The following is a 24,326-nucleotide window of genomic DNA, read 5'->3' as shown; positions in this document are numbered from 1 at the left end:
GGCGGCACAACCAAGCCCGTCCGGCGATTGAGGACCGGGGCCCGGGGCGGAGCCCCGAAAGGCCCGCACCACCGCACCCGCACCCCGCCACGCGTAAGGTCACCCCGCCGCCGCAACACCCCCACGCCACCCCGGAAGCAACTCGTCCAGCAGCGCCTCCGTACGCGGCGGCACCCCCCGCTCCCCGCCCCGTACCACCAGGTCCGCCGCCAGCTCCCGCAGCCGCGCCTCGTCGCCCGTCGCGTGTGTCGCGCGCAGCATCTCGTTCCACAACCGCTCGTCGGCCGACGATCCGGAGACCGCCGCCCGCAGCGCGGCGATCGCCTTCTCCGGCTGTTCCTGCTCCAGGTGGTGCGCCGACAGGGCCAGCGCCACGTCCGCCACGAGCAGCGGCAGCTGGGTGTCGATGATCTCGTGGGTCAGCCAGGTGTAGCGGCCCTCCGTACGGTCGGCGAGCAGCGGCCCCCGTACCAGCCCGAGCGCGTCGGTGAGCAGCCGCTCCCGCACCGAGGCGCGCCGTGCGCCCCGGCCCTCGGTCGCCTCGTGGTGCAGCGAGCGGAGCACGTCCAGGTCGGAGACGACGGACGGGGCGAGCATGAGCCGCCCGGTGCTGTCCGTACGGAGCCGGGCCGAGCCGTCCTCGTCCGTGCCGAGCCAGAGCCGCAGCCGCTCGATGAGCGCGTCGCACACCTCGGGGGTGACTCCCCGCGGCCACATCGCGGAGGCGAGGACCCGCGGGTGGACGCCCTCGCGGTGCAGCAGGAGCAGCGCGAGCGCTTCGTGCAGCAGGGCGCTACGCTCGCTGTCCGGGGCGTCCAGGCCGATGATCTCGTACGGGCCGACCAGCCGCGCGTACACCGCGGGGCGGCCCTGCTCGGTGATGTCGACCAGGAACGGGCGGGCCGGTTCCGGCCCTTCGCCGTCCGGGTCGGCGTCCGCGAAGAGACGTACGACCGCTTCGTGCTGGGCCTGCGGAAGCAGCTGCGCGTCGAGTTCGAGACCGAGCAGCGGCGCGAGCAGCCTCCCCTCACCCGTGATCTGCAAGTCCCATGTTGCGCCCGGCAGTTGACCATCCGAACCAGCGCCGATCAGACAGCCGATGCCCAACCGGCCGGAGTCGGCGGTCAGTTCGGCGAGCGCGGTGGCCTCATCGGCGGTGGGCTCGTCCGCGACCAGCACCAGATGCGGGGCCCAGCGGGTCTGCTGGGCGGGTCCGGTCCGCCCGGTGAGGACCGAGTCGTGGCCCGCCGCGCCGAGCGCGCTGCGGCGCTGCCCGACCTCCGCGCCGAGCGTCTCGACGAGTTCGTCGACGGAGGCGAGGTGGCGCAGCCGGGTCGGGGCCAGCGGGCTCAGCTCCGCGCCGAAGCCGACGACCGTGACGGTCATCCGGTCCGACCAGCCGTTGGTGGCGAGTTCGGCGGCGACGGACGAGAGGACGGCCGCGCGGTCGGCGTCGGCTCCGGTGAGCGCGACGAGACCGGGCACGGCCTCCAGGTTCAGCAGCAGCCGTGCGTCGTCCCGGGTGCCGAGGCTGACCAGACCCGGGTACGGGGCGGCCGCGGTGTCCGGGTCGATCCCCTCGTACGCCGCGACGGCCGACCGCTCAAGGCGCCAGAACGTCTGGTCCTGGCCCTGCTCCCAGGGCGCGGGCGGGGTCCCCGAGGGCTGGGCGAGCTGGAGGTGCAGGTCGTCGTCGGTGAGCCACGCCGCGTACACGACAGGCAGCGGACGGCTCTCCCGGCCGAGCGAGGCGGAGAGCCCGCGCAGCGCCAGATCGAGGAAGCGGACGGCGTCGGGGTCGGCCCCGACGAGCAGCGCGTCGTGCACATCGGCCTCGTCGCCGGTCGGGACCGGCGGCTCCATACCGCGCCGGCCCGCCACCGCGGTCATCGCCGACTGCCACAGCGCCATGCGGCGGCGGCGGCCCAGCGCGCCGAGCACACCGGCGGCGAGCAGCGGGGCGCCGATGAGGGCGGTGGAGAGGCCGAACCCTGACCCGGAGCTCTGCGCAGGGGCCTCGGCGACGGCGCCCGATCCGGCGCCGGGCGCGTTGCCCGTCGAGGGCGTGTTGCCCGTCGAGGGCGCGTTCGGAAGGCGCTGCTCCGGTACGGAGATCTGCGCCGTCGGGCTGTCGCCGCGGCTGCCGCCCTGGTGCTGCGCGGGCTGCTGCTGGTGGTTGCCGGACTTGGCGTACTGGTCGATCTGGTGGCGTACCTGCTCGGAGACCTTGGGCGCCTGGTCGGGCATCTCCACGACCTCGCCGCCGTGGGCGTCGGCCGGCATCTCCATGATCCAGCCGGGCCGGATCAGACTCGCCTCGGACAGCTTGGTGCCGTCGGGCTGCATCCGGTCCTTGTTGAGCTGGTAGATCTCCTTGTACCTGCGGCCGTCCCCGAGGTGGCGCTGGGCTATCTCCCAGAGCGAGTCGTGGTGGCGGCCCTCGGGCGGGCTGATCCGGTAGAACTTCGTCGCCCCCTCGGCCCCGGTCCTCGCGTTCGCCTGCTCGGCGTGGGCCTGCGCGTCGGCCTGCGAGGCCACCGCTGCCTGCGCCTGCTGCGCGACCCCGATCCCCGGGGCCTGCTGCGCGGCGGCGACGGTCGGCTTGTGCGTCGACTCCAGGGACTGCCCCAGCTGTGAGATACCCGGCGCGAAGCTCGCGGCGGTGGCGCTGACCAGGAGCAGCGCGGCGATGAGCTGCCGCGCCAGCAACTGGCTCGGACCCGCACCGGGAATGTGCGAGGGCATCCCGACACCGGAGACGGCGGCCTTGATCTCGACGATGACGCACGCGGCGAACTGCGCCCAGGCCAGCCACACCACGCAGACCAGGATGTGCACGAACGTATCGACGGTGATCTGCTGCTGCACCATGTCGAAGGACGGCATGCCGTGCGGCAGCGGCCAGCCCTGCGTGGACAGGGCCAGCGGCACGGCGAGCAGCAGCCCCGCGAGGGCGAGAAACGCGAAGAACGCCTTGGCGAAGTCACCCGCGGTCCGTTGGCGGGGCAGAGGCTGGGGCGTCCGGTTGGTCGGGCCCGTCGAACCGGGAGTATTGCGCGCCATGGCGGGTTTCCTGTGGGGAGGGAGCGGGTTCGGGATCGTCGGGGTGCTTGGTGCTTGGGTGCTTGGTGCTTGGGTGCTTGGTGCTTGGGTGCTCGGTACGTACTGCGCGGTACTCGGCGAGCCTATCGAGATGGTACGGAGGGTTTCGAAGGCCAGACAGGGGCCCGGAGGACACAACGTGCCCGAAATGACAGAACCGTTGACGCTTGCCCCGATTGCGTACCGCAGACCGGGCGGAGCCCGTCACGGGACCGGCCCCGCCCCCTGGCCCCTCTCAGCCCCCGGCGGTCTGCAGCAGATCCATGTCCTCACTGGTGAGGTGCAGCGCCCCCGCCGCCACGTTCTCCTCCAGATGTACGGGGTTGCCGGTGCCCGGGATCGCCAGGACATGGCGCCCCTGCCGCAGCGTCCACGCCAGGCGGACCTGGGCGGCGGACACACCGTGGGCCGCGGCGACCTCACGTACGGCCGTGCTCTCCCCGCCCCTCGCCCCGGCGCCCTCGTCACGCCCCTCCCCGGCGATCGAGAAGAAGGGCACGAACGCGATGCCCTGCTCCCCGCACTGGCGCAGCAGTTCGCCGTTCCTCCGGACATCGAGGCTGAACTGGTTCTGTACGCACACCACCGGCGCGATGGCCTGCGCCTCGGCCAGATGCTCCGGCCTGACGCTGGAGATCCCGAGGTGCCGGATCAGCCCGGCGTCACGGAGGTCGGCGAGCGCGCCGAAGTGCTCGGCGATCGAGTCCTCGGACATCCGGCGGAAGTTGACCACGTCGAGGTGGTCGCGGCCAAGCTGGCGCAGGTTCTCCTCCACCTGGCCGCGCAGCTGCTCGGGCGTGGCCTCGTACCACTCGCCCGAGGGGTCGCGGCCGGGTCCGACCTTGGTGACGATGACCAGGTCATCCGGGTACGGGGACAGGGCGGTGTTGAGCAGCTCGTTGGCCGAGCGCAGCCGTGAGAAGTAGAACGAGGCGGTGTCGATGTGGTTGACGCCGAGTTCGACGGCGCGGCGGAGCACCCGGACCGATACGTCGCGGTCCCCGGGCTCTCCGAGGTCGAAGGCCGAGCTGCCGGTGAGGCGCATGGTGCCCAGACCTATCCGGTTCACGCTCCGGTCACCGAGCATCCAGGCGCCGGCGCCCGATGCGGCGGTACCGGACGCGTCAGTGCCCGATGCGAGGGCGGCGTCCGACGCCTGGGCGTCCGACACGGTGTTGTTCACATTCAAGTTCACGCTCTCCCCGTTCCTGCGTTCGTGCCTGGTTCCCCGCGTCGCGCACCACATCCCCGCCGCGCGAAGCCCACCGCCCGGCATCGTCCCGTCAACCGGTGGAACGGTCAACCGACCGCCACCTGCTCAACCGGCCACCTGGGCAGCCCACTTCGCCCGCCACGCCAGTGCGTCCCGTACACCTTCCACCATGCTCTTGTGCGCTTCCCAGCCCAGGAGTTCACGGGCCCGGTCGCTTGCGGTGTAACAGCCGATCACGTCCCCTGGGCGCGGACCCGCCTCCCGGACGTCGAGGGTCTCCCCCACGGCCTCCTCGAAGGCCGTGACGAGTTCCCGCACGGTGGTGCCCAGTCCGGTGCCGACGTTGATGACCCGGTACCGGTCGTCGGCCGCGGGCCCGACGACCTCGTCGAAGCGTGTGAGGGCCGCGACATGCGCGCGGGCGAGATCCCAGACATGGATGTAGTCACGGATACCGCTGCCGTCCCGGGTGGCCCAGTCCACGCCGGTCACGGTGAACGGCGTCCCCTCCGTGTACGCCTCGATGAGCTTTCCCAGCGCGTGGGTCGGGTGCAGGTCCTGCAACCCCGTACGCAGCTGGGGGTCGGCCCCGACCGGGTTGAAGTACCGCAACGCGATGACTCGTACGGGGGCCGCGACCGTCCAGTCCTGGAGCACCTGCTCCATCATCTGCTTGGTACGGGCGTAGGGGCTCGAAGCGGCCACCGGGCAGCTCTCGTCAACCCGGGCGTCGGCGGTGGGCGCGTAGATGGAGGCGGAGCTGCTGAAGACGACGCGACCGCAGCCATTGCGCTGGAGGGCCTCAAGGAGGTCGACGGTCTTGGCGACGTTCTCCCGGTAGTAGTGCAGCGGCCGCTCGACCGACTCCGGGACGACGATCCTGGCGGCGCAGTGCAGGGTCGCGTCGATGTCGGGATGGTCGGCGAACACCTTGTCAAGCAGGGCCTGGTCGGCGATGTCGCCCTGGTAGAAGTCACGGCCGTGTACGAACTCCCGGCGCCCCTTGGAAAGGTCATCGAGGATGACCGGGGTGATGCCCTGTTCGATGAGGGCGGAAGCGACGGTACTGCCGATGAATCCGGCACCGCCGGTGATCAGAACCTTGGTCATACGCGGGATTCTCCCCGAGCCGCGTCGCACATGCACACGGCCCCGCGGAACGCGTGAAACCTCCGCCCCACGACGGATTCGCCACGACCGGGTCACGCCTCCCGTACCTGGCACGGAATCCGCCGAACGCCCCCTGCTGCCCTTTACACCCGGCTGGTAGCTTCGATTTCCCTGCGGGTTTGCAGTCCGGACTGCCGACCTGCTGCCGATCAACCGGGGGAGAACATCTCGTGGCCCGCCGCACTCCAACCATCGCCGCCGCACTCACCGTCAGTGCGGCCCTGCTGCTGACCGCTTGCGGGGGCAGCAGCAGTGACGCCTCCAAGGACAAGATCAAGGGAGCGGACGAGGGGACGAAGAGCCCGTCCGCTTCGGCGTCCACCTCTGCGGCGCCGGGTGCGGCGCGGCCGGAGATCACGATTCCGCACGCTTTCCAGCTGGACTTCCAGGGCTGGAACAGCGGCGACTCCGAAGAGCAGGCCGTTCTCAACGACGGCAGGGAACAGGTACGGGCCGGATACGCGGCCATCATCGCCAACGCCCCCGATGCCGACTACCTCAAGTTCTACGACACTGCGGCCGGTCTTTCCCAGGACCAGAAGTGGATCAAGACCTACACGGGCAAGAACCTGACCCTCATCGGCAAGGCGCCGGTATACGACGCCAAGGCGAGCATGCTCGGCGGCAACAAGACACGAGCGGTCCTCAGCTACTGCATGGACGAGAGCAAGGCATACACAAAGGACCGCAAGACAGGAAAGGTCGAGGGGAATCCGGCAGGCACGAATCCCAAGGTGTACTACACGGCCACCATGCAGAAAAGCTCACAAGGCGTATGGCAGACCGTGTCCACCAATTCCAAGAGGGGAGGCTGCCCGTCGTGAACTCCCAGCGCAGGATGACGGCGCTCGCCGTGGTCTCGCTGACTGCGGTTGCACTCTCCTCCGGACCGGCCCTCGCTATCGGGGGAGGTGGCACGAAGGGCGACTCGGACGACCAGGGCAACGTCAGCGCCTCCGCCACCCACTCCCAAATCCGCCTCAGCTACCCCAAGGGCGGCGGCGGAAGCGGAAAAAGGGGCAGTCTGGGTGCGGTCGACCCCAATTGGAAGCCTCCGGCGTGCTGGTACGAGCCCGTCTTCACACCCGAGGCGCTCAAGGCGTTCGTCGACAAGACGGACGGCGCGGGCGATGTCGGAATTCACGAGTCGTGGTACGGCAAGACCCTCTGGACCGACCACTACAAGGACGGCAAACCCGAGGCCAACTTCGACGACCCCAACTCGATGGCCGACGGATACAAGAACTACAACATCGGCAAGGGCGGCTATTTCTGGCGGAGCGTGGCGCCCGACGAATCCGACCCCGATTCCTGGCAGTGCGGCCGCATCATGTTCTGGCAGCCCCCAGGCCAGGTCCCGAAGATCCCGCACGCGCCCACCCCGAAGATGCTCGCCGAGTACGCGTACAACAAGGTCAAGGTCCCCGAGACCAAGATCGAGCTGAAGCCGCAGACCAAGTCCACCGTGAACCTACCCACCTGGGTCTGGCTGGACAAGGGCACCTTCAAGGACGTGGTCGTCCGCGCCGAGCTCCCCAACACCGGGCTCTGGGCCGAGACCACCGCGAAGCCAGTGAGCCTCCACCTGGACCCCGGAACGGACGACGCGGACACCTTCCCCGCATCGGGCACCTGCACCTTCCACAAGGACGGCTCCATCGGCACGCCGTACAAGGCGGGCGACGCCAACCAGAACCCGCCCTGCGGCATCAACTACCTGCATGCGACGGACGGGCAGCCGTACCAGCTCAAGGCGTCGATCACCTGGAAGATCAGCTGGCAGGGCACGGGGGGCGCGGGCGGCGACCTGCCCGACGGGACCTTCCAGACCACCCAGGACATGAACGTTCAGGAGATCCAGACGATCAACCGCTGAGGGGCCCTGCTCACCCGCTCACCCGGGCGGCAAGCGCCGGGCGGGCCTTAGGTCAGGACCATCCACCGGCGGCCGGCAAGTGGCTCTCCCCGCCCCACTCTTTTCCCCAGGCCACACGATTGCAAAGTTCCCCTCACCGCCCGGCCAAGAGTGGGCGATGCGCCTCTTCCGGCGTTGACTGGGCCTGGCCCGCCGAGCACCGTCGGATGCCGGAGCCGGGGCTGGGACGGATCAGCCGGGACCGGGCAGAGAAAACGGGGTGGGGGGAAGCAGTGGGGTACCGGGGTGGTGACGCCGAGCACATACAGGCGTCGGCTTCATCCATGAAAGCGGTCGTTACCTCGGCCAACAGCCATTCCAAGGCCGGCGCGGCGGCCGGCAAGCAGGCAGCCGGCGCCGCCGGGGACCACCGGGTGGCCACCGCGATCAGCTCGCTGGCCGGTGCAATCGCGAAGGCAGCCGACGATACCGGAACCTCCGTCAGTGATCTCGGCGATGTCGCCCGGACGACCGCCGCCAACCTCAAGAAGGCGGGCGGAGGCGGCAGATGACGCCTCCCACGTACACCGTTCCGGCCGGGAATCCAGAGACACTGCGGACCGCCGCCGGCCGGTTCAAATCGCTGGCCCATGACCATTCCGCACTGCTGACGACGTTCCAGCGGCATGTGGAAGCCGTACTCAAGGGCTGGTCGGGCCCACTGTCCAAGCAGTACCGGACGGCGGCCGAAGGCGTGTATCCGCGTTTCAAGGCAGTCCATGCGGCGGCAGGCGCCGCGTACGACGCACTGCATACCTACGCCGGGGCGCTGGAGACCGCACAGAAGGCGGTGAAGGGCGCCAACACCAGCGCCGACAACCACTCCCACGCCTCGCACCATGCGTCCTCTGCCCCGGGCCGGTCCACCAAAGCACTCGGCCAGAAGGTCAGCGACGCGAGTTCCGACCTGAACCGCGCCGCGGGTGCGTGTGCGACCGCGCTGAGCCACGCGGAGACGACGCTCGCCAGGACCTGTCCTGACACCCTCTCCGCCAAGCAGCTCAAGGAGCAGGTGGCGAAGGCGGGCGAGGAGTTGAAGGAGGAGAACCCGGGGCTCTGGGAGAAGCTCTTCGGCCCCGAGGGCGAACTGCGGAAATGGGACGAGCGTCTGCACGCCGTACCTGCCCCGTACGCCGACATGGTGCTGCTCAAGCTGATGAGCGGCGCGGAGGGCGCGGAGGAGAGCGTCACGACCGCTGAGCAGTTCGCGGCCCGGATCCCGGAACTGATGGAGGCCGACTTCCCGAAGATGGCCCGGCCGATCATGAACGCCATGAGCAGCGGGGCGGCCACCGAGGCCGATCTCGCCCAGGCGATCGACGACTTCGCCAAGGACTGGGAAGCGATCGGCAAGTGGAACGAGGGCACGAAGCTGGCCGGCCTCGGGGAAGCGGCGCGGCTTCCGTGGCTGCGCGGGGCGACCGTGGGGCTGAACGGTCTGGCCATCGCGGGCGACTTCTACACCATGTGGAAGCCCGAGGACAAGGGCGCGATGGGCTGGGTGGACCGCGGAGCGGCCGGTGTCAACGCCGGTCTCGCCACCTGGGACACGCTCGCCGCTCTCCAGGTCGTGGACGCCGTACCGGTCGTGGGCGAAGCCGTCATGGTCGGCACCGGCCTCTATCTGGGCGGCACCTACCTCTACCACCACTGGAAGCCGTTCAAGAACGTGTGCAACGCCACCGGTCACGCCGTGGCGTCAGCGGCCAAGAGCACCTGGCATGCGGTCACCAGTTTTCTCTGAGCAGCCGATGGAGGCAGCACCACATGACGGGTGACCCCCGACAAGCAGATGTCGAAGCTTCGCAAGCGTTGCTGGACCAGGTCGAGCAGGACGGTGCGGTCCAGCTGCCCGCTCTGTCGGCAGCCGAGCTGTACGTACTCGGAGCCATGCAGGCCACGCTCGTTGACGAGGACGCCCGCTCCTGGTGGTCCGACATGCTGGACGCGGAGCGGATCGGGCTCTCGGCCATGGCGCTGAAGTTCCTGGTCCACCGCGGTCTGCTCGATGAGCCTGAGTCCGGTGCTGCCGGCCCCATCGCCGAGAACGTGGACCTTCCGGTTCGTCCGCTGCTCGCGATGATCCTGGCCGGCCGGGGCCGGCCCGCGTTCGTCGTCCTCCGCCGCGAGGGCCCCATGGGCGAGCCCGAGCGTATGCGGCTGTACGGAATCGCCGACGAAGGCCGTGGGCTGCGGGCCGTGCTGGCCGAGGTGGCCACCGGGAACCACGTGTCGCGATTCGGCCCGGCCTACGAGTACGCGCTGATCAGCCCGGAGGAAGCCGTCAGCTCCCTGCTGCGCTGGGTCGGCAGGGCCCCGGCTCGCAAGCTCGGCCGCCGCCTGCCCAGGGTGATCGATGTGTATCAGCCGGACAAGGGCTCGGGCCCCGCACGCGACCGTATCGCAGTACGGGTTGGCTCATCCGGGCTGCGCGTGGAGCACGAAGGGGTCGGTACAGCGCCGACCACGACCGACTGTGACGATCAAGCGCTCGGCCGCCTCCTGACCGATCTGTTCGCTGGACGCACCGCATGAACCTGCCTGAGATGCACGAGCCTGCCTACTACACCGAGGAGCGCTCCGGACTCCGCCCACCACTGGTGTTCCACGGCTTCTTCTGGCCCCTGCTGCTGATCGGCTCGTTCGTTGCTCTGCTGCTGACCGACAACCCCTCGGTGTACATCCCCGGAGTGATCGTGGGCTGGTTCGGGTCCATGACTCTTGGCGGCCTGTACCTGGGCCAGGTCTGGCCGATCGGTATCCGCGTCGACCAGGCAGGTATCTGGATCGGCGGCCTCAGTCAGGCCGCGCGCAGGCGGACGCGCGAGCACGGGCAAGGCCGCAAGCAAGGAGACAAGCTGCCTCGGGTCAGAGCGCGGCGGCGGCAGGTGTACTTCTGTCCCTGGCACGCGCTCCAGCAGGTCGAAGTGGTCACGGAGCGCCAGGAAATCCGGAAGCTCGCCAGGCTGGGCAGGAGTGTGGGGGCGAACCGCTCATCGGCCGCTGCCGGAACCGTTCTGGTGGGCCCGCTGACGGCCCCCTACACGCGCGCCGCTCTCGTCTTCGCCGTCGATCTCTCCGCGGCTGCTGTGCCGGAGTTCCAGCCCCCGGACACGAGGCGGTACTGGTTCAGGACATCGGCTCCACAGCAGTTCACGTTCCATCCGGTCTGGTCGGCCCCCACCCGCCACCCGGAGAAGCTCCGGGCGGCGCTGGAGCGGGCGGGGGCGCAGGCACGGCGCTGACACGAACGGCGCCAGTTGTCCCGTACGGGCCAGACCTCGGGCACGACATGAAGAGGCCCGGGAGAAGCAGACGGACAGCCGCTGCCCGCCGACGACGGCAACCTGCCCGCGTACGGTCAGCCCTCCCGCAGCACCGCCAGCGCGAACACCAGTCGCAGGTCCAGCCAGCCGGCCTTCGGCATATAGGTGTTGACCCCGCGGTCCGTGTGATCCGACGTGAGGGCCACTTCGTCCTCGCCCGCCCGCCAGGTCACCGGCTTGCGGATGTGGTTGCCGCTCTGGCCGCCGCTGTCGTCACCACCGAAGATCAAGGAATCCACGACGCTTTCGGCAAGGCTCCCCGCCTGCCGCGCCACAGCCGCCTTGCCCCGCGACGCAACCTCCTTGGCACTGCCCTTGGCCCAGTGGTAGCGGGCCACGACATCCGGGTGACCGGGCTGCCGCAGCCACCAGGTGTGCTGGATCGTGCGCTTCGCGGCGACAGTACGGTGCACGGTGCCGATCTCCTGCCCCGCTCCGTCCGCCACCCGGTACTGCTCGCCGCCCTTCCCGCCGGTCATGGACGCGAGCGCGCAGATCGGCTGACGGGGATCCCGGGCCGCGTAGAGGTCGTACGCCTTGGTCTCCGGGTCAGGCTGGACGACAAGCACGGCAGGCGCGAAGCACCGTACGGGCCCGTCGACCGACCGCACACGTATCGCCCGCGGTCCGGTCACCGCTTTACGGCGGAACGTGGCCGGCTGTTCCACATCGCTGACCACGAACCAGCCGATGCTTTCCCAGGGCATCGGCTCGACGGGCGGCTCGGGGGGCCGCCGCTGCCTTCCGAACGGCATCGCTCGCTTCTCTCCTCGGGTGGCACGGGTATTCAGCGGTTGACCGACAGGATCTCCTGGACGGCGACGTCCTTCGTGTCCCCGTAGGTTCCATCGGGCAGCGTGTCGCCCTCTCCCGTGGTGCTGGTCCAGGTGATCTTCCAGGTGAGCGTCGCCCGCAGTGGATACGTCCCTCCGCCCGACGAGCGCAGGTACGTCACCCCGCAGGGCGGCGTTCGGTCGGCGGAGCCCCGGATGTACGGGGTACCGATGGACTTGTCCGCGTTGAGTGGACAGTCGCCGCCCGCCGGGTGGACCTCCGCATCGGCCGTGCCCGGGTCCAGGCGGAGCGCGGCAGGGGTGGCGGTCGTGGTCGCGGAGAGCCCGGTCCCAGGCAGTGAGGCGGTCACAGAGACCGGCTTGAAGCGGGCCTTGTCCAGCCAGACCCAGGTGGGCAGGTTGACCGTGGACTTTCCCGCCGGGGCGGCCTCGATCTGTGTGTCGGGGACGGGGAGTTCGTCATAGGCGTACTCGGCGAGCACCTTCGGGCTGACGGCGAGGGGCTCGTCGGGGGTTGTGTTGTTCGGGACCCAGAACGGCGGTTTGTCGCAGGAGTTTGCCTGGGGGTCGTCCTTGCGCTTCGGATTGATGGCGGCCGCCCAGAACATTCCCTTGCCCTGCTGGTCAAGGTTGTAGTTCTTGTACTTGCCGTCCTTGTAGTAACTGTCGAGGAAGCCACCCACGATGTCGCCGATACCGAAGAAGCCCACCTTTCGCCAGGACTTGACGGTGGCCTGGATCTCCTTCGGTGAGAAGGCCGGCTCGTACCAGCACGCGGGCGGAGTCCAGTTGCTGTCCGTGGAGGAGAGCGAGCCGGTCTTCGCGGTGCCGGGACTGCCGTTGGTGGTGGTCCGGATGCGCGTGTGTACGGTGATCTTGCCGTTGGCCGAGCCGCCCGCGGAGTGGGCGCGCTGGTCGCCCCTACCTCCGAGCCCGCCGCTGGCAAACGCGGAAGTGGGCACGGACAAAAGGGTCAGCGCCAGCCCCGGGACCAACAGGTATCTCGAACCGGCCCGGCGCGTCAGGCGCACTTCTTGCCCCCCTCACCCGAGATCACATTGGCGGACTGCCAGACGCCCTTGTCGTTCTTCTCCAGACGCTCGTTGAAGAAGGTGTAGTCCCCCGACGAGGCCGCGGGGTGGCTCACCTTGCCGGTCTTGCGGTTCTTCGGGTACGTCTTCGTCGCGTCCTGGCAGTAGGTCACCGCCACGGCTCCGTCCTTCAGAGGGGTGACCTTCCGGTTGTAGTAACGAGCAGTTCCCACGTAGGACCTGCCGTCGTCATAGAACCCCTGGATGTAGGAGAGCGCCGAGGTAAGGGCATCGCCCTTGTTGTAGAACCGCACCGCCGGTAGCAGCTTCTTGTCATCAGTGGTGATCGCAGCGTTGATCGCGTCGAGGCTCCGCGCGTTGTCGGCGAGGATCGCGTCCTGCTTCGGATCCCCGGTCTTACCGCCCTCGAAGACGTTGCTCACGCCCTTCGGCAGCACGACCTTCGGCCGCTCGATCCCGTCCGGGGAAGCCGAAGCGGAGGGGGCCGCCGTCGCCCCCGTGTCCGCCCCAGCGATCTTGTCGTTCTTGCCCGCCTTGCCGGAGGACGACGAATGACCGCCGCCGCAGGCCGACAGCACCAGCGCAGCCGCGACCGCGACCGCCGCCGCGCCGGCCCCGCGGCGCGCGAGACGTGAGGGGGTTGTGTCATGCATGAGAGTGTGTGCCTTTCCATCTGCACCGGGAACCCGGTGAACGCGTCACCGTCAACCCGTGACCGACTCGGCGACCGAAGACCCGTGCACGGTGATCGAGTGGCTGTAGAACAGGCCCGTCAGCACCGGCTCGTACGTCAGCTGCACGGTCACCTCGACCCGCTGTGTGTTGGCCGCCGTGCAGTGCGAGGCGCCGATGTCCCGGGCGGACATGCCCATCTCGACCGCGAAGGCGTGCACCCGTGCGTCGCAGTTCTGGTAGTTGATCGGCGCGGGGCCGCCATGGTTGCCGTACAGGGACTCCCGGTCGATGTCCTGGGCCGCGTACCGTGCGGCCTGCTCCGCGATGTCCGCGGCCCGTTCCCGCTGCGAGATGGACAGGCCGCCGTCCACCACGAACGCGGCCAGGGCCAGGAACAGGAACGCGAAGATGATGACGGCCGCCGCGCCCGAACCCCGGTCGTCCAGGCGGGCCTTGCGGGTATCGATCCATCCGGTCAGGGTGTTCGCTGCCCCCGTCTGCGCGTTCGCTGCTCCGGTGAGCGCGTTCACTGCGTCCTCCGGTACGGGTCGATCGGCGAGGTGGAGTGCCCGCTGAGGGTGGTGGGGATGTCCAGGCCGAGCATGGCCAGACCACGGATCCGGCAGCTCACGTCGACGGTGAAGAAGCCGCCCTTGACGAATCCCTTGGCCGTGACGGACACCGGGCCGGAGCAGACATCGGTGAGGTCCGCCTCGGCTGCCCTGCGCGCCTCGGACATCGCGACGCCGCCGTCCTTCTGGATCGAGCCGGCGCGGGCGGCGTCACGCGCGGCGCTGTCCACGGCGCCGCGGCCCTCGACCAGCTGCCCGAAGCCCACCAGCACCAGAATGAAGAGGATCATGACGGGGGCGAGGATGACCACCTCGATGGTGGACAGGCCCCGGTCGGCCCCGGCGGCGCCCGTGCGGTCCAGCCAGGTCCGTATCGCACGGGGCACACGGGGCGCACGCGGCACACACCGCGCACACCTGCCCGTACGGCCACTCCCCGTACCCAAGAACGCCTTACGCCCCGCCACCCGTTGGCCTCTCATCAGTCCCGTACGAACCGCTCGACGGGCCCCCGCGACTGCGCGTGCACCGTGAGGCCCAGGCCCGGGAAGACATTGGGGACCTTCGCGGTGATCTCCACGCCGACCGTGTCCTGGTCCGGCTGGAGCATCGTCACGTCCGGGCCCAGCACCAGCTTCGAGCCGAGCTGGTGGATATAGCTCTGTACGACGTCGCCCGCGTCCCCGCGCCAGCCGCCGGGGTTCTCGTCCGCCTCGGCCCGCGCCTTGCGCGCACCGGCCTGCGCCGCCGCCTGGGCCACATGGTCGGCGAAGAAGTACAGCGCGAACTGCACCGTCGCGAAGATCATGAAGAACAGGACCGGCGTGAGGAAGACGAACTCGATCGCGGTCATGCCGGAGTCGCCGCGGGCGGAGGCTGCCTCCACCCTGCGGCGTACGAACGCTCTGATCCTCTGACGCACCAGCACCGACTCAGTGACTCGTCCGATCGACCGGACTCGGGAATGAACAGGGGACGCGGGAGCAGGCCCGGCAGGATCCCGGGCGGCCCCGCGCCTCAGCAGGTGCCGCTCGCGCTCGCTCCCTTGATGCAGTCGCCGACCTTGTTGGCGCCGTCGCTCAGCGCGGAGTTGATGATCGCGGCGACCACGCCGACGATCGCGACGACGACCGCCGAGATGATGACCCACTCCACGGCTGACGCGCCGCGGTCGGTCTCATCGGAGCGGGCGCGCTCGACGCGTGCCTGCAGGAACGTCATCAGAAAGTCGACAGTCGGGTGACTGAAGCGGCGTCCGAACATGGGATGAAATCCTCTCAAGAGAAGGGGAAGCGGGATCAGACCTGGAAGACGCGCATCGCGGCCGGATAGATGAGGAAGACCAGGAAGCCGGCGCAGAGGAGCAGCTGTGCGACAAGCATCGACTGCGACTTCTCACCCGCCGCCCCCTCGATCTCGGCCATTTCGCGGTGGCGCATCGTCTCGGCCCTGGAGGCCAGCGACTCTCGTACCTTCGCCCCGTCGTCGGCGACGAGCGCCAGCGACGACGACAGGTCCTTCAGTTCCTCGATACCCAGATCCTCACCGAGCCTGCCGAGCGCGAGCCACTGGCTGGTGCCGGTGATCCGGGCGTCCGCGAGCGCGTTACGGATCCGGCGCAGCGCCCAGCCGTCGCTGACCTCGGCCGCGGCCATCAGCGCCTCGGGCAGACCGCGCCCGCCTGCCAGGTTCATCGAGACCAGGTCCAGATACGCCCCGATGACGCGGCGCAGGTCCTTGCGCTTGTCCGCCGCGTCCCGGCGCACTTCGAGATCCGGCAGGAAGAAGAAGAGCAGACCGCAGACGAGCGCGAGCCAGACCGGGATGATCGGGCTCCTGCTGAAGCCGATCACCACGACGATGGCGAAGAGCATCGGGCCGAAGACCAGCCCGACCACTCCGAGCAGCACCTTGGTCGCCAGGAACCCTTCCCAGCCGCGGTCGAGGACCGCCAGGTCGGAGCGGAGCGAGCGCTGCTCCCAGCCCTGCTGGAAGTAGAGGTCGGCGATCCGTACCCCGACCCGGGCCCGCAGCGATCCGAGCCGGCCGTCGTGGGTCTCGTGGTCGCCCGGCCGCTCGTACCCGGAACCGGCCGCCCGCAGCGCGTCGATGCGCTGCACCTGCGAGACCGCGGAGCGCTTCGTACGGGACAGGGCCCGGACGAGGACGAAGACACCGAGGCCGAGGACGGCCCCGATCAGTACCGGTGCGGTGAGAATGTCGATCATCGCGGCGCCCCCTGGCCATGGTTGAACGGCGAGGTCTGCGGCGGCTGCTGACCACCGGGGTGCGCACTGCCCGGGTACGGACCGCCCTGGGGCGCGCCCGCCTGGGGCGCTCCGTACTGACCCTGCTGGCCGGCACCGTACTGCCCGTGCTGACCCTGCTGACCGCCACCGGGCTGACCGTACGGCCCCTGCTGACCCTGCTGACCGCCGTGCTGTCCGCCCGGCTGCTGCTGCGACGCCTCGGGCCGTACGAACCGGACCTCCGGCTCCGCGCGGACCAGGAAGCGCTCCGGCGTCTCGATCACCGACAGCTTCCGCAGCCACCAGAAGCCCAGCGCGAACAGGCCGCACACACCCGCCAGCACCAGCTGGCCCATCGTCGAGCCGTACGGGGAGACGAAGTCCCGGTTGAACACAGCCAGTCCCAGGACGAACGCCACCGAGACCACGACCACGATCTGCACACTGCGCCGGGTCGATGAACGCTGCGCCATCACCCGGTGCCGCATGTCGATCTCCTCGCGCGCCGACTTGGAGAGCGCGCCGAGCACCTGGCGCAGGCCGGGGCCGCGCAGCTTGGCGTTGAGGATGAGCGCGGCCACGATGATGTCGGCCGACGCGTCGTTGATCTCGTCGGCGAGGAACTGGAGCGCCTCCGGCAGCGGCATCCGGGCGCGCAACCGGTCGACCAGCGCGTCGAGGTGCGGGCGCAGGGCCGGGGCCGCGGCGCGCGCGGATGCGGGGATGGCCTGTTCGAGGCCGACCGCCCCCGCGATGGTGTCACGCAGCGACTCGGTCCAGCCCGCGAGCGCCTCCACCCGACGCATGGCGATCTTCTCCTGGGCGGCGCCGCCGAAGAGGCGGTCCCAGAAGAAGACGAGCAGCCCGGCGGCGACCCCGGCCACGGCCCAGCGGGTCAGCAGCAGCACCACCAGGCCGACACCGACGGCGATGGAACCGCGTCGGCCGACGAACTGGAGCATGTCGCGGGCGCGTTCGCCGCGCTCCGCCTTCACATGGCCGGGTTTGGGCTCGAAGCCGCGGATCGCGAGGATCAGCAGCGCGAGGCCGCCGCCCGCCGCGATCCCGCACCCCAGTGCGTACAGCAGCTGCGGATCGAAGAACCCGCCCAACGAGGAGATGCCATTCATACGGTCTCCTTCACCCCCAGGCCCCTGAGGGGCGGTAGCCGTGTACGGCGAGGTCGTCGAGGCACGCCACCGGGGCGTGCGGCACCACACGCCCGTCGGGCGTCTCGGCGAAGACCTCACTGGAGAGGACGCGGCCGTCGACGCCGTTGACCTCACGGACCGAGGTGACGGCACGCTGCAGGCGCCCGCCGCTCTCGAAGTTGTTGCGGCGCTGCACGAAGACGACGAAGTTGACGGCTCCGGCGATGAGCATCTGGCTGGCCTCGATGGGCAGCCGCTCGTTGGCCTGGAGCGCGTAGGTGGAAATACGGTTGAAGACCTCGCTGGAGCTGTTGGCGTGGATCGTGGAGAGCGAGCCGTCGTTGCCCTGCGACATCGCGTTGAGCATGGTGACGATCTCGTCGCCGAGCACCTCACCGACGATGACGCGCGAGGGGTTCATACGGAGCGACCGGCGGACCAGCTCGCCCATCGAGATCTGGCCGAGCCCCTCGGAGTTGGGCAGCCGCTCCTCGAACGCCACTACGTTGGGGTGGAGTTCGGGGAACTGGTCGAGCCCCAGCTCCAGGGCGCGCTCCACTGTGACGAGCCGTTCGACCGGCGGGATCTCGTTGGCGAGGGCCCGCAGGAGTGTGGTCTTGCCCGCGTTGGTGGCGCCCGCGATCATGATGTTCTTACGGGCGCGTACGGCGCAGGCGAGGAAGTGGGCCAGTTCCGGGGTGAGCGTGCCGTTGCCGACGAGGTCCGCCATGAAGACCTTGCCCATCCGGGCGCGGCGGATGGAGAGGGCGGGCCTGCGGGCCACCTCCATGACGGCGGAGAGCCGTGAGCCGTCGGGGAGCCGCAGGTCGAGCTGGGGGTTGGCGGAGTCGAAGGGGCGCGAGGAGAGCCCCGAGTAGGCGCCGAGCACCTGGATGAGCTCGACGAGTTCCTCGTCGGTGTCGGCCACCGGGTCGACACGGGCCTCGCGCCCGTCGGCGTAACCGACGAAGACCTGGTCGCAGCCGTTGATGTCGATGTTCTCGACCTCGGGGTCGTCGAGCAGCGGCTGGAGGCGCCCGACCCCGAAGAGCGCCGCGTGCACGGCCGCCGCGTACTGCTCCTCGGTCTCCGCGTCGAAGGGGGTACGCCCGGCGTTGATCTCCGCGCGCGCGTACTCCTCCAGTATCTGGGCGATGACGGCGCGCGCGTACTGCCGCTCGTCCTCCCCGGACATCGGCGGCGTGTTGCTGACCTGGTCGATACGGCGCTGCTCGGCGATCCGGTCGCCGGCCTCCTGCCGGTACCGCTTGACCAGGCTGTGGTCGACGGCGTCGCTCATCGACCGGCCCCGGCACCCGGCTGCGACCAGGCCGCGCCGAACTGCTGGTAGACATCGGCGGCGACCTTGCGGGCGCTGCGGATCAGCAGCGACTTGTCGAGCCGGCCCCGGCCGCGCCCGGAGAGCAGCGCCGCGCCGGAGGTGTCGTGGGCGAGGGTGCCGAGTACCCGGGCGCCGGTCTGCGCGGCGACGAGCATGTCGTTGACCTGGTGGGCGATCTTTCCGGACGCGCTCGAATCGACGACGAGCAGAACGCCGATGAGCGGGGTGGCGAGCTGCGACATCCCGCGCTGTCCGCCGTGCAGCTGGTGGGCGAGGGCGGCGGCCCGGTCCCGTACGCGGGCGATGTGCTCCGGTTCCGTACGCGCGACAAGCAGGACCAGACCGGCGTGCGGCAGCAGGTCGACGGCGGGCGAACCCCCGGCGATCCGGCCGCAGTCGGCTATCACGTCGGCGGGCGCGTGCGGTGAGTCGCCGAGGGTGGAGAAGGCGTGTCCGAGGGTGGGCCAGACACCGGCAAGCCCGGCGGCCTGCTCGGCGGAGCCGATGCCGACGAGCAGCTCAAGGCCGCCGGCCATCGGCTGGGCGTGGTCCCAGAGCTGGTCGGCGGCGAGCCCCCGGCGGGCGGCGGCGGCGATGGAGAGCAGGCCGGTGTTCGGGTTGAGCGGGCCGCCGTTGGAGGCGGTGGTGCGGTAGACGAGGTCTCCGCCGGCCGGGTCGGCTTCGGCGAGCAGCGCCCGCCGGGGCCAGACGGCGGCGAGGGCGAGGGCGGCCGTGGTGACTCCGGGCGAACCCTTGTCTGCGGCGAGGGCGATGAGCGCCATGTCTTCTGCGTTCCTCTGGGTTCCTCTGAGGGTCCTGTGGGGGCCTCTGTGGGCGTCGGTCAGCCGTCGTGGGAGGGCACCGAGACGATCGCGGCCTCCCCCGCGGACGCGGCCTGTGAGAGGGCCGCGGCGTCGGCTTTGTCGACCAGGACGGTGACCGCGAGGTTGCCGCTGCTGATGGTGGAGGCGTTGGGTGAGTCGGCGTGGCTCACGGTGGCCCGGTCCACGATGATGCCGCCGCCGGAGGAACCGGTGCTGCCGGACGAGCCGGACTGGCTGTTGCTGTTGCCGGAGCTGCTGGAGCCGCTGCGGTCGCCCACCCGGTAGATGGTGACGGTGTCGCCGACCTTGATGCCGACGGGGTACTGACCGTCCTTGAGGGAGAGCCCGACGACGGCCTTGCCCGCGGGGGTGCCCTTCGCGCCGGTGAACATCTCGCCGACCAGGAGGGAGCCGTGGGAGAGGGCGCTCTTGGCGGTGAGGGTCTTCTCGACCTGGCCGAGCTGGCTCCACTTGATGTAGTGGATCGAGTCGTCGTCGGCGACCATCACCGAGGTGACGTCGCTGTCCTTGATGGCCGCGCCGGCCTCGACGTCACGCGTCAGCTTGGCGACCTCGATACGGTTCCCGGCGCGCAGCACCAGCACGGTGGCTCCCAGCGCGCCGACGAGGATCAGGAGGACGGCGAGAGCGGCGAGAGCGGGCTTACGTTCCCGGGCGACCGTGGGAAGCCGTTCACCGGACGGCTGGGCGGGTGAGGGAACCCTGTGGTTGCCTGCACCCGTGCGCTCCTGGACCTTCACGCCGCTTCTCCCCCGAATGTTCTCTGCGACTGGTGTGGCTGGTGTAGCTGATCTGGCTGGTTGTAACTGATCTGGCTGATGTGACTGGTGTGGCTGATGTGACTGGTGTGGCTGATGTGGCTGGATCACTACGACGCCAGGTCGCCATGACGTGCACGCCATAAGCGAGTCGACTTCGCCGCCATTCATCCGGTTCCGATCCCCAGGACACCGGAGGCTGTCAAGTCATCGCACCGTAGCAGCAGCACATAAGCGCCTCAAGACGAGATAAGGATCGCGAACTTCACGCGCATCGTCAGGATCGGTCCAAACCGGTCAGAATCGACGGTCCTTGCGAGCCCCTCAAAGTTTCACGAGATTTCCCCGTAGACACTGCACAACAAGGGATCGGCGGTTGCACCCGCCAAGGCTTCCCGGGTCCGACCGAATCAGAGCCCTCCAGGCTGCCCGCCGACGGGGCGCGACGGATGCACCCGCAAAGAGGGGCGGTTACGGATGTGTGGATCACCGTCACAACTGGGCCGTCCCGGGAGGCGCGGGACACAGGCGCTTCGGTGCGAATCCGGCGCGAACCCCGGCGCGAACACGGAGCGCGCACCGGCCGGGTGCAACGGAGCGGACGCGCCGCCGCATATAGATGAAGCGTGAACCAAGCGTAATCAAGCCGGAACCTTCACCCCGGCCCGAGGCGCCCGGGCCCCGTAGAGCCACAGGCAACAGCTGTCGGGATCGGCCCACCACGCCCTGACGCACGCACCATTCATCCCAATCATCACCTGTCTCACGGCCCGCACCGCGAGTTCGCTCTGGTGAAACCAAGTACGTCCCGGATAGCGTCAATTCACTCAACCCGCAACAGCCCTCACCGGGAGTCGCCAGTGAACCGCCGATCCTTGCCCGCTGCCGCCGCACTCGCGACCGCAGCGGCACTCCTCCTCACCGCGTGCGACGGGGGCGGTGACAACAAGCCGAAGGACTCGGACAAGATCGCGGGCGCGGACCAAGGGGCGTCGAAGTCGGCTTCGCCGAGCGCTTCGGCTTCGAGCGACGCCCCTGGGCGCCCGAAGGTCACTCTGCCGTCCGATCTGAAAATGACCTTCGAGCAGGCGAACACGGGGGACCCCACCAAGGACGCCGTTCTGTCGGACGGCGCGGAACGCATGCGCGCAATCAACGGGGCGGTCGGCGGCACAGATCCCAAATACGCAGCCCTGAACTTCTACAACACTGGTAAAGCACTGGTGGAGTCGTCGAGTTGGGTCGAAAAGTTCAAGAAAGCCGATCTCTCGATCACAGGCTCGATCTCGTACTTCAATCGACACGCGACCATCGAGTCCGGTAAGTCCGCTTCCCTCACCTTCTGTGCGGATGAGAGCAAGGCATATTCAAAGAAGATCAAGACCGGGAAGATCATCACTACGGCACCCTCTAAGAATGATTTCATCCTTTACCGGACTGGACTCGTGAAGAACAGTGATGGCGTGTGGCAGACCAGTCAGATCGTTTCAACCGCAGGGGATGCCTCATGCGTGAAATGACCAGATCGGTATGCGTAGCCTGTGCGCTTTCCGGACTTCTTCTGGCTGCTGCGGCACCCTACGCCTCTGCCGGAGTCACCGTGCCGGGTGGAGGCCGGGAAAACTCGAACCCCGCAAGCGGTAGCTCCAAGAACGAAGGCAACCACGGGACCATCGCGGCGTCCGCGAGCGGCATCGCGTTCGATCGGTCCAAGAACGGAACCGGCCCAACTGCCGGTCCGCTCGCGGCGGCAGGGACATGGACGCCGCCGGCCTGTTGGTATGCACCGAAATACACCGCCGCCCAGTTCAAGGCATACGAGGAGCCCATTTGGGAAGCCGAGTCAACCGGTCCTGAGTGGGATGCCCAGCAGCGCAAGCGATATGTGGACGGTCACCCGTACAAAAACTTCAACCTCAGCAAGGCGGATGATGGCTACTGGTGGACATCGTTCGCCAACGAAAACTTTCCTCCAGGCTGGGACGCTTGCGACGAGCCGGACTTCTGGGTAGACAAGGGGGCACCTCCGCCCACCGCCGAGGCAGTAACACCGGAAATTCTTGCGCACCTCGCCTATGCCGAAGTCCGGGTTCCAGGGACCAAAGTAGATATGGCCCCTAGCAACGCCACAAAAGTTAACCTCCCAACTTGGGCTTGGCTGGATAAATCAGATTTCAAACCTGTATCTGTCACAGCCTCCGTACCCGTTCTCGGCATTGAGGCCACAACAGTGGCCAAGCCTGTCTCCTTGAAGCTCGAACCGGGCACCTCGGATGCCGAGACCTATCCGGGTTCCGGCGAATGCACCTTCAACGGCGATGGTTCGATCGGCACCCCCTACGTAAAGGGCGACGCGGACAAGACCCCGCCCTGCGGCCTCACTTACCTTCGCGCTTCGGGCGGCAACGGCCCGTACAAGCTGAAGGCAACCATCACATGGAAGATCAGCTGGACCGGCACCGGGCAACCCGCCCCGAAGGGCCTCCCTGACGGCACCTTCGGCACCACCCAGGACGTAACAGTCGACGAAATCCAGGCCATCAACCGCTAATGGGCCCCGGCGAGAGCAATTTACGTCCCCGCCCCGGCACGATCCGATCCGGCGTCGTCAACCACCTCCACTATCGTCAATCACTGAGGCAGAACCAAGCGCCATGTATCTGGAAAAGTCCCCCAAGACCTGGTCGACCATCTGCGTCTCTCTCTACCTGGCGGGGATCGCCTATATGGGCGTGGACACCATTCCGGAAGAAATCGGCCTGTGGCTGGGGCTTTCAGCACTGTTCCTCCTTCTCCTGCTGCCCTGCCTGGCCGTCCCGGTCTCCAAGGCCATCTATCAGCGCATCCACATCGACGGAGAGACCCTGCGGGTGGGCCGCGAGCGCATTCCGCTCGCCACCCTGGACCCGGTATCGGTCCAGGCCGCCCTCCAGGGCGCCGCACCGACACCGGTCGAGCGCTACGCGGCATCAACAGCCACCATCGACGCACCGGTCCCCGGCCTGCGCTCGGCCGAGCGCGCCGGCCCTCGGCTGGTCGGCGGCGGCTGGGCCGTCCCGATGGGCATGGACAGCGTGACGATCTCCACTCGTCAGGGGGAATCACTACTGATCGCCACCCGGGACCGCACCGCTTTTCTCACGGCCCTGGCGAACGCGACGGCTCAGGTGACAACGCCTGGTTTCTGACCCACAAGGCATCGTTCAAGCCGAACCACACCGAGTGCACCTGGTGACGAATCCGCAGACCAACTCGGCGTGAATCCCTGCCGGTAGAGTCAAATCCTCTCGTCCGAGGTTCGGCCCAGGAGGTAACGGTGGCGTTCGGCAAGGCCAAGAGGGCAGTGGAGCCGCCGGTAGAGCCCGTCGCGTGGGCGAACGTCCACAAGTTCATCATCGACACCGTGGAGCGTCCCGAGACCACCAAGCGCAAGAGGGCCGTGTACGGCCTGCGCGCGGTACGCGTTCCCAAGGGGAGCATGGAGTACCGGGTCAATGCCCCTTGCGCGTACCTCGCTCCGGCCTCCCGCCCGGCCGCAGGCCCCTCCCGCAGCCATCTCACGTTGTATGAAGACCCCGAGGCTCAGAGCCTGTTGTGTTACGTGGGCGCTCCCACAGAGGTGAACGGTGAGCGTCATCATGTTGTGCACGACTCACAGGGGCACTCCATCGGCACCTTGCGCCGTATTCCACCCAAGCGGCCCTTTCGGCACACCTGGCGTATCGATCAGCCGGGACACCCGGAGATCGTGGGGCGCAACGAGTGGGCCAGTGGCGAATCCACAAAAGAGGTTGTCGGACGGGCCGCGACGCGGGTCGCCTTCGGGTTCGTGACCGGCCTGGTGGCCGACATCGCTGGCGGCAACAGCGATCAGCCGACAAACCCCCGGACTCTTGAGTGGCGTGCGGAGGAAAAGATAGTGATGATGTCGGAAGGGAGCCGCGAAATCACAGTCAGGGCCGAGTGGGTAGATCGACGCCTGGCCTTCGCATTCGCCCTTGTCGGTGACAAATAGAAAAATGAGGATGGCGAATCCAGATGATCTGGACCATCTTGCCGAGCACGCGAACCCAATGAACTGGCTCTGACGCACAGCTGCTCAACCCACCGCGCCGCGGCCTTCCGCTTTCCTGAGGGCCGTGCCCACGGGCACCCGCACCGC

At 68.8% G+C, this 24,326-nt stretch carries 25 protein-coding genes; 10 read left to right on the top strand and 15 right to left on the bottom strand.

Annotated elements, in window-relative coordinates; all coding sequences use genetic code 11:
• Positions 1-99 precede the first annotated feature (99 nt).
• From ACFXBC_RS04670 to galE, 3 genes are all read right to left on the bottom strand, one after another.
• Positions 100-3,063, bottom strand: coding sequence for a BTAD domain-containing putative transcriptional regulator (locus ACFXBC_RS04670; RefSeq protein WP_385018652.1), 2,964 nt, complete (start codon positions 3,061-3,063; stop codon positions 100-102).
• 274 nt (positions 3,064-3,337) lie between these two features.
• Positions 3,338-4,189 carry an aldo/keto reductase gene (locus ACFXBC_RS04665; protein WP_385018773.1) on the bottom strand — a complete coding sequence of 284 codons (852 nt, stop codon included), beginning with the start codon at positions 4,187-4,189 and terminating at the stop codon, positions 3,338-3,340.
• Between the two features lie 231 nt (positions 4,190-4,420).
• Entirely contained in the window at positions 4,421-5,425 is a 1,005-nt protein-coding gene (gene galE, locus ACFXBC_RS04660; protein ID WP_385018650.1) for a UDP-glucose 4-epimerase GalE, read from the bottom strand.
• Positions 5,426-5,655: 230 nt separating this feature from the next.
• Between galE and ACFXBC_RS04655 the strand changes: the two genes are divergently transcribed.
• From ACFXBC_RS04655 to ACFXBC_RS04630, 6 genes are all read left to right on the top strand, one after another.
• Entirely contained in the window at positions 5,656-6,309 is a 654-nt protein-coding gene (locus tag ACFXBC_RS04655) for a hypothetical protein (RefSeq protein ID WP_385018648.1), read from the top strand.
• Positions 6,306-7,361, top strand: coding sequence for a hypothetical protein (locus tag ACFXBC_RS04650; RefSeq protein ID WP_385018646.1), 1,056 nt, complete (start codon positions 6,306-6,308; stop codon positions 7,359-7,361). Before ACFXBC_RS04655 ends, ACFXBC_RS04650 begins: the two co-directional genes overlap by 4 nt.
• Before the next feature lie 323 nt (positions 7,362-7,684).
• Entirely contained in the window at positions 7,685-7,912 is a 228-nt protein-coding gene (locus tag ACFXBC_RS04645) for a hypothetical protein (protein WP_385018644.1), read from the top strand.
• Positions 7,909-9,144, top strand: coding sequence for a WXG100 family type VII secretion target (locus ACFXBC_RS04640; RefSeq protein WP_385018642.1), 1,236 nt, complete (start codon positions 7,909-7,911; stop codon positions 9,142-9,144). The genes ACFXBC_RS04645 and ACFXBC_RS04640 overlap by 4 nt, the downstream gene beginning before the upstream one ends.
• Positions 9,145-9,167: 23 nt before the next feature.
• A complete protein-coding gene (locus ACFXBC_RS04635; RefSeq protein WP_385018640.1) occupies positions 9,168-9,935 on the top strand; it encodes a hypothetical protein in 768 nt (255 codons plus the stop codon).
• Complete coding sequence (locus ACFXBC_RS04630) at positions 9,932-10,645, top strand: hypothetical protein (protein WP_385018638.1); 714 nt, start codon at positions 9,932-9,934, stop codon at positions 10,643-10,645. Before ACFXBC_RS04635 ends, ACFXBC_RS04630 begins: the two co-directional genes overlap by 4 nt.
• A gap of 116 nt (positions 10,646-10,761) precedes the next feature.
• Here ACFXBC_RS04630 and ACFXBC_RS04625 read toward each other — a convergent pair whose 3' ends face one another.
• The 12 genes from ACFXBC_RS04625 to ACFXBC_RS04570 form a co-directional block, all read right to left on the bottom strand.
• Positions 10,762-11,481 carry a hypothetical protein gene (locus ACFXBC_RS04625; protein WP_385018636.1) on the bottom strand — a complete coding sequence of 240 codons (720 nt, stop codon included), beginning with the start codon at positions 11,479-11,481 and terminating at the stop codon, positions 10,762-10,764.
• A 32-nt stretch (positions 11,482-11,513) separates the two neighbouring features.
• Complete coding sequence (locus tag ACFXBC_RS04620; RefSeq protein ID WP_385018634.1) at positions 11,514-12,482, bottom strand: hypothetical protein; 969 nt, start codon at positions 12,480-12,482, stop codon at positions 11,514-11,516.
• 59 nt (positions 12,483-12,541) lie between these two features.
• Positions 12,542-13,225, bottom strand: a complete 684-nt coding sequence (locus ACFXBC_RS04615; RefSeq protein ID WP_385018632.1) for a hypothetical protein — start codon at positions 13,223-13,225, stop codon at positions 12,542-12,544.
• Between the two features lie 51 nt (positions 13,226-13,276).
• Positions 13,277-13,726 (bottom strand): pilus assembly protein TadG-related protein, encoded by a 450-nt coding sequence (locus tag ACFXBC_RS04610; protein WP_385018771.1) that lies wholly within the window; start codon positions 13,724-13,726, stop codon positions 13,277-13,279.
• Between the two features lie 47 nt (positions 13,727-13,773).
• Positions 13,774-14,205 carry a TadE/TadG family type IV pilus assembly protein gene (locus tag ACFXBC_RS04605; protein WP_385018630.1) on the bottom strand — a complete coding sequence of 144 codons (432 nt, stop codon included), beginning with the start codon at positions 14,203-14,205 and terminating at the stop codon, positions 13,774-13,776.
• Between the two features lie 95 nt (positions 14,206-14,300).
• Complete coding sequence (locus ACFXBC_RS04600; RefSeq protein ID WP_385018769.1) at positions 14,301-14,672, bottom strand: TadE family protein; 372 nt, start codon at positions 14,670-14,672, stop codon at positions 14,301-14,303.
• A gap of 164 nt (positions 14,673-14,836) precedes the next feature.
• On the bottom strand, positions 14,837-15,082 hold the full coding sequence (locus ACFXBC_RS04595) for a hypothetical protein (protein WP_385018627.1): 246 nt from the start codon (positions 15,080-15,082) through the stop codon (positions 14,837-14,839).
• 35 nt (positions 15,083-15,117) lie between these two features.
• Entirely contained in the window at positions 15,118-16,047 is a 930-nt protein-coding gene (locus ACFXBC_RS04590) for a type II secretion system F family protein (RefSeq protein ID WP_385018625.1), read from the bottom strand.
• Positions 16,044-17,198, bottom strand: coding sequence for a type II secretion system F family protein (locus ACFXBC_RS04585; protein WP_385018623.1), 1,155 nt, complete (start codon positions 17,196-17,198; stop codon positions 16,044-16,046). Before ACFXBC_RS04585 ends, ACFXBC_RS04590 begins: the two co-directional genes overlap by 4 nt.
• A gap of 10 nt (positions 17,199-17,208) precedes the next feature.
• Positions 17,209-18,519: a CpaF family protein gene (locus ACFXBC_RS04580; RefSeq protein WP_385018621.1), complete on the bottom strand. Its 1,311-nt coding sequence runs from the start codon at positions 18,517-18,519 to the stop codon at positions 17,209-17,211.
• The gene (locus tag ACFXBC_RS04575; protein WP_385018619.1) at positions 18,516-19,343 is read right to left on the bottom strand and encodes a hypothetical protein; all 828 of its coding nucleotides are present in this window, start codon (positions 19,341-19,343) and stop codon (positions 18,516-18,518) included. The genes ACFXBC_RS04580 and ACFXBC_RS04575 overlap by 4 nt, the downstream gene beginning before the upstream one ends.
• Positions 19,344-19,402: 59 nt before the next feature.
• Positions 19,403-20,146 carry a hypothetical protein gene (locus ACFXBC_RS04570; protein ID WP_385018617.1) on the bottom strand — a complete coding sequence of 248 codons (744 nt, stop codon included), beginning with the start codon at positions 20,144-20,146 and terminating at the stop codon, positions 19,403-19,405.
• Positions 20,147-21,024: 878 nt separating this feature from the next.
• Between ACFXBC_RS04570 and ACFXBC_RS04565 the strand changes: the two genes are divergently transcribed.
• From ACFXBC_RS04565 to ACFXBC_RS04550, 4 genes are all read left to right on the top strand, one after another.
• Positions 21,025-21,684, top strand: a complete 660-nt coding sequence (locus ACFXBC_RS04565; protein ID WP_385018615.1) for a hypothetical protein — start codon at positions 21,025-21,027, stop codon at positions 21,682-21,684.
• Entirely contained in the window at positions 21,672-22,715 is a 1,044-nt protein-coding gene (locus ACFXBC_RS04560; protein WP_385018613.1) for a hypothetical protein, read from the top strand. The genes ACFXBC_RS04565 and ACFXBC_RS04560 overlap by 13 nt, the downstream gene beginning before the upstream one ends.
• Positions 22,716-22,818: 103 nt before the next feature.
• Positions 22,819-23,352, top strand: a complete 534-nt coding sequence (locus ACFXBC_RS04555; RefSeq protein ID WP_385018611.1) for a hypothetical protein — start codon at positions 22,819-22,821, stop codon at positions 23,350-23,352.
• A gap of 128 nt (positions 23,353-23,480) precedes the next feature.
• Positions 23,481-24,179, top strand: coding sequence for a hypothetical protein (locus tag ACFXBC_RS04550; protein ID WP_385018609.1), 699 nt, complete (start codon positions 23,481-23,483; stop codon positions 24,177-24,179).
• The last annotated feature ends 147 nt before the right edge of the window (positions 24,180-24,326 follow it).

It is taken from the genome of Streptomyces sp. NPDC059398, from assembly GCF_042751845.1.
Taxonomy (GTDB): domain Bacteria; phylum Actinomycetota; class Actinomycetes; order Streptomycetales; family Streptomycetaceae; genus Streptomyces.
This window is presented reverse-complemented; position numbering and strand designations above follow the sequence as displayed.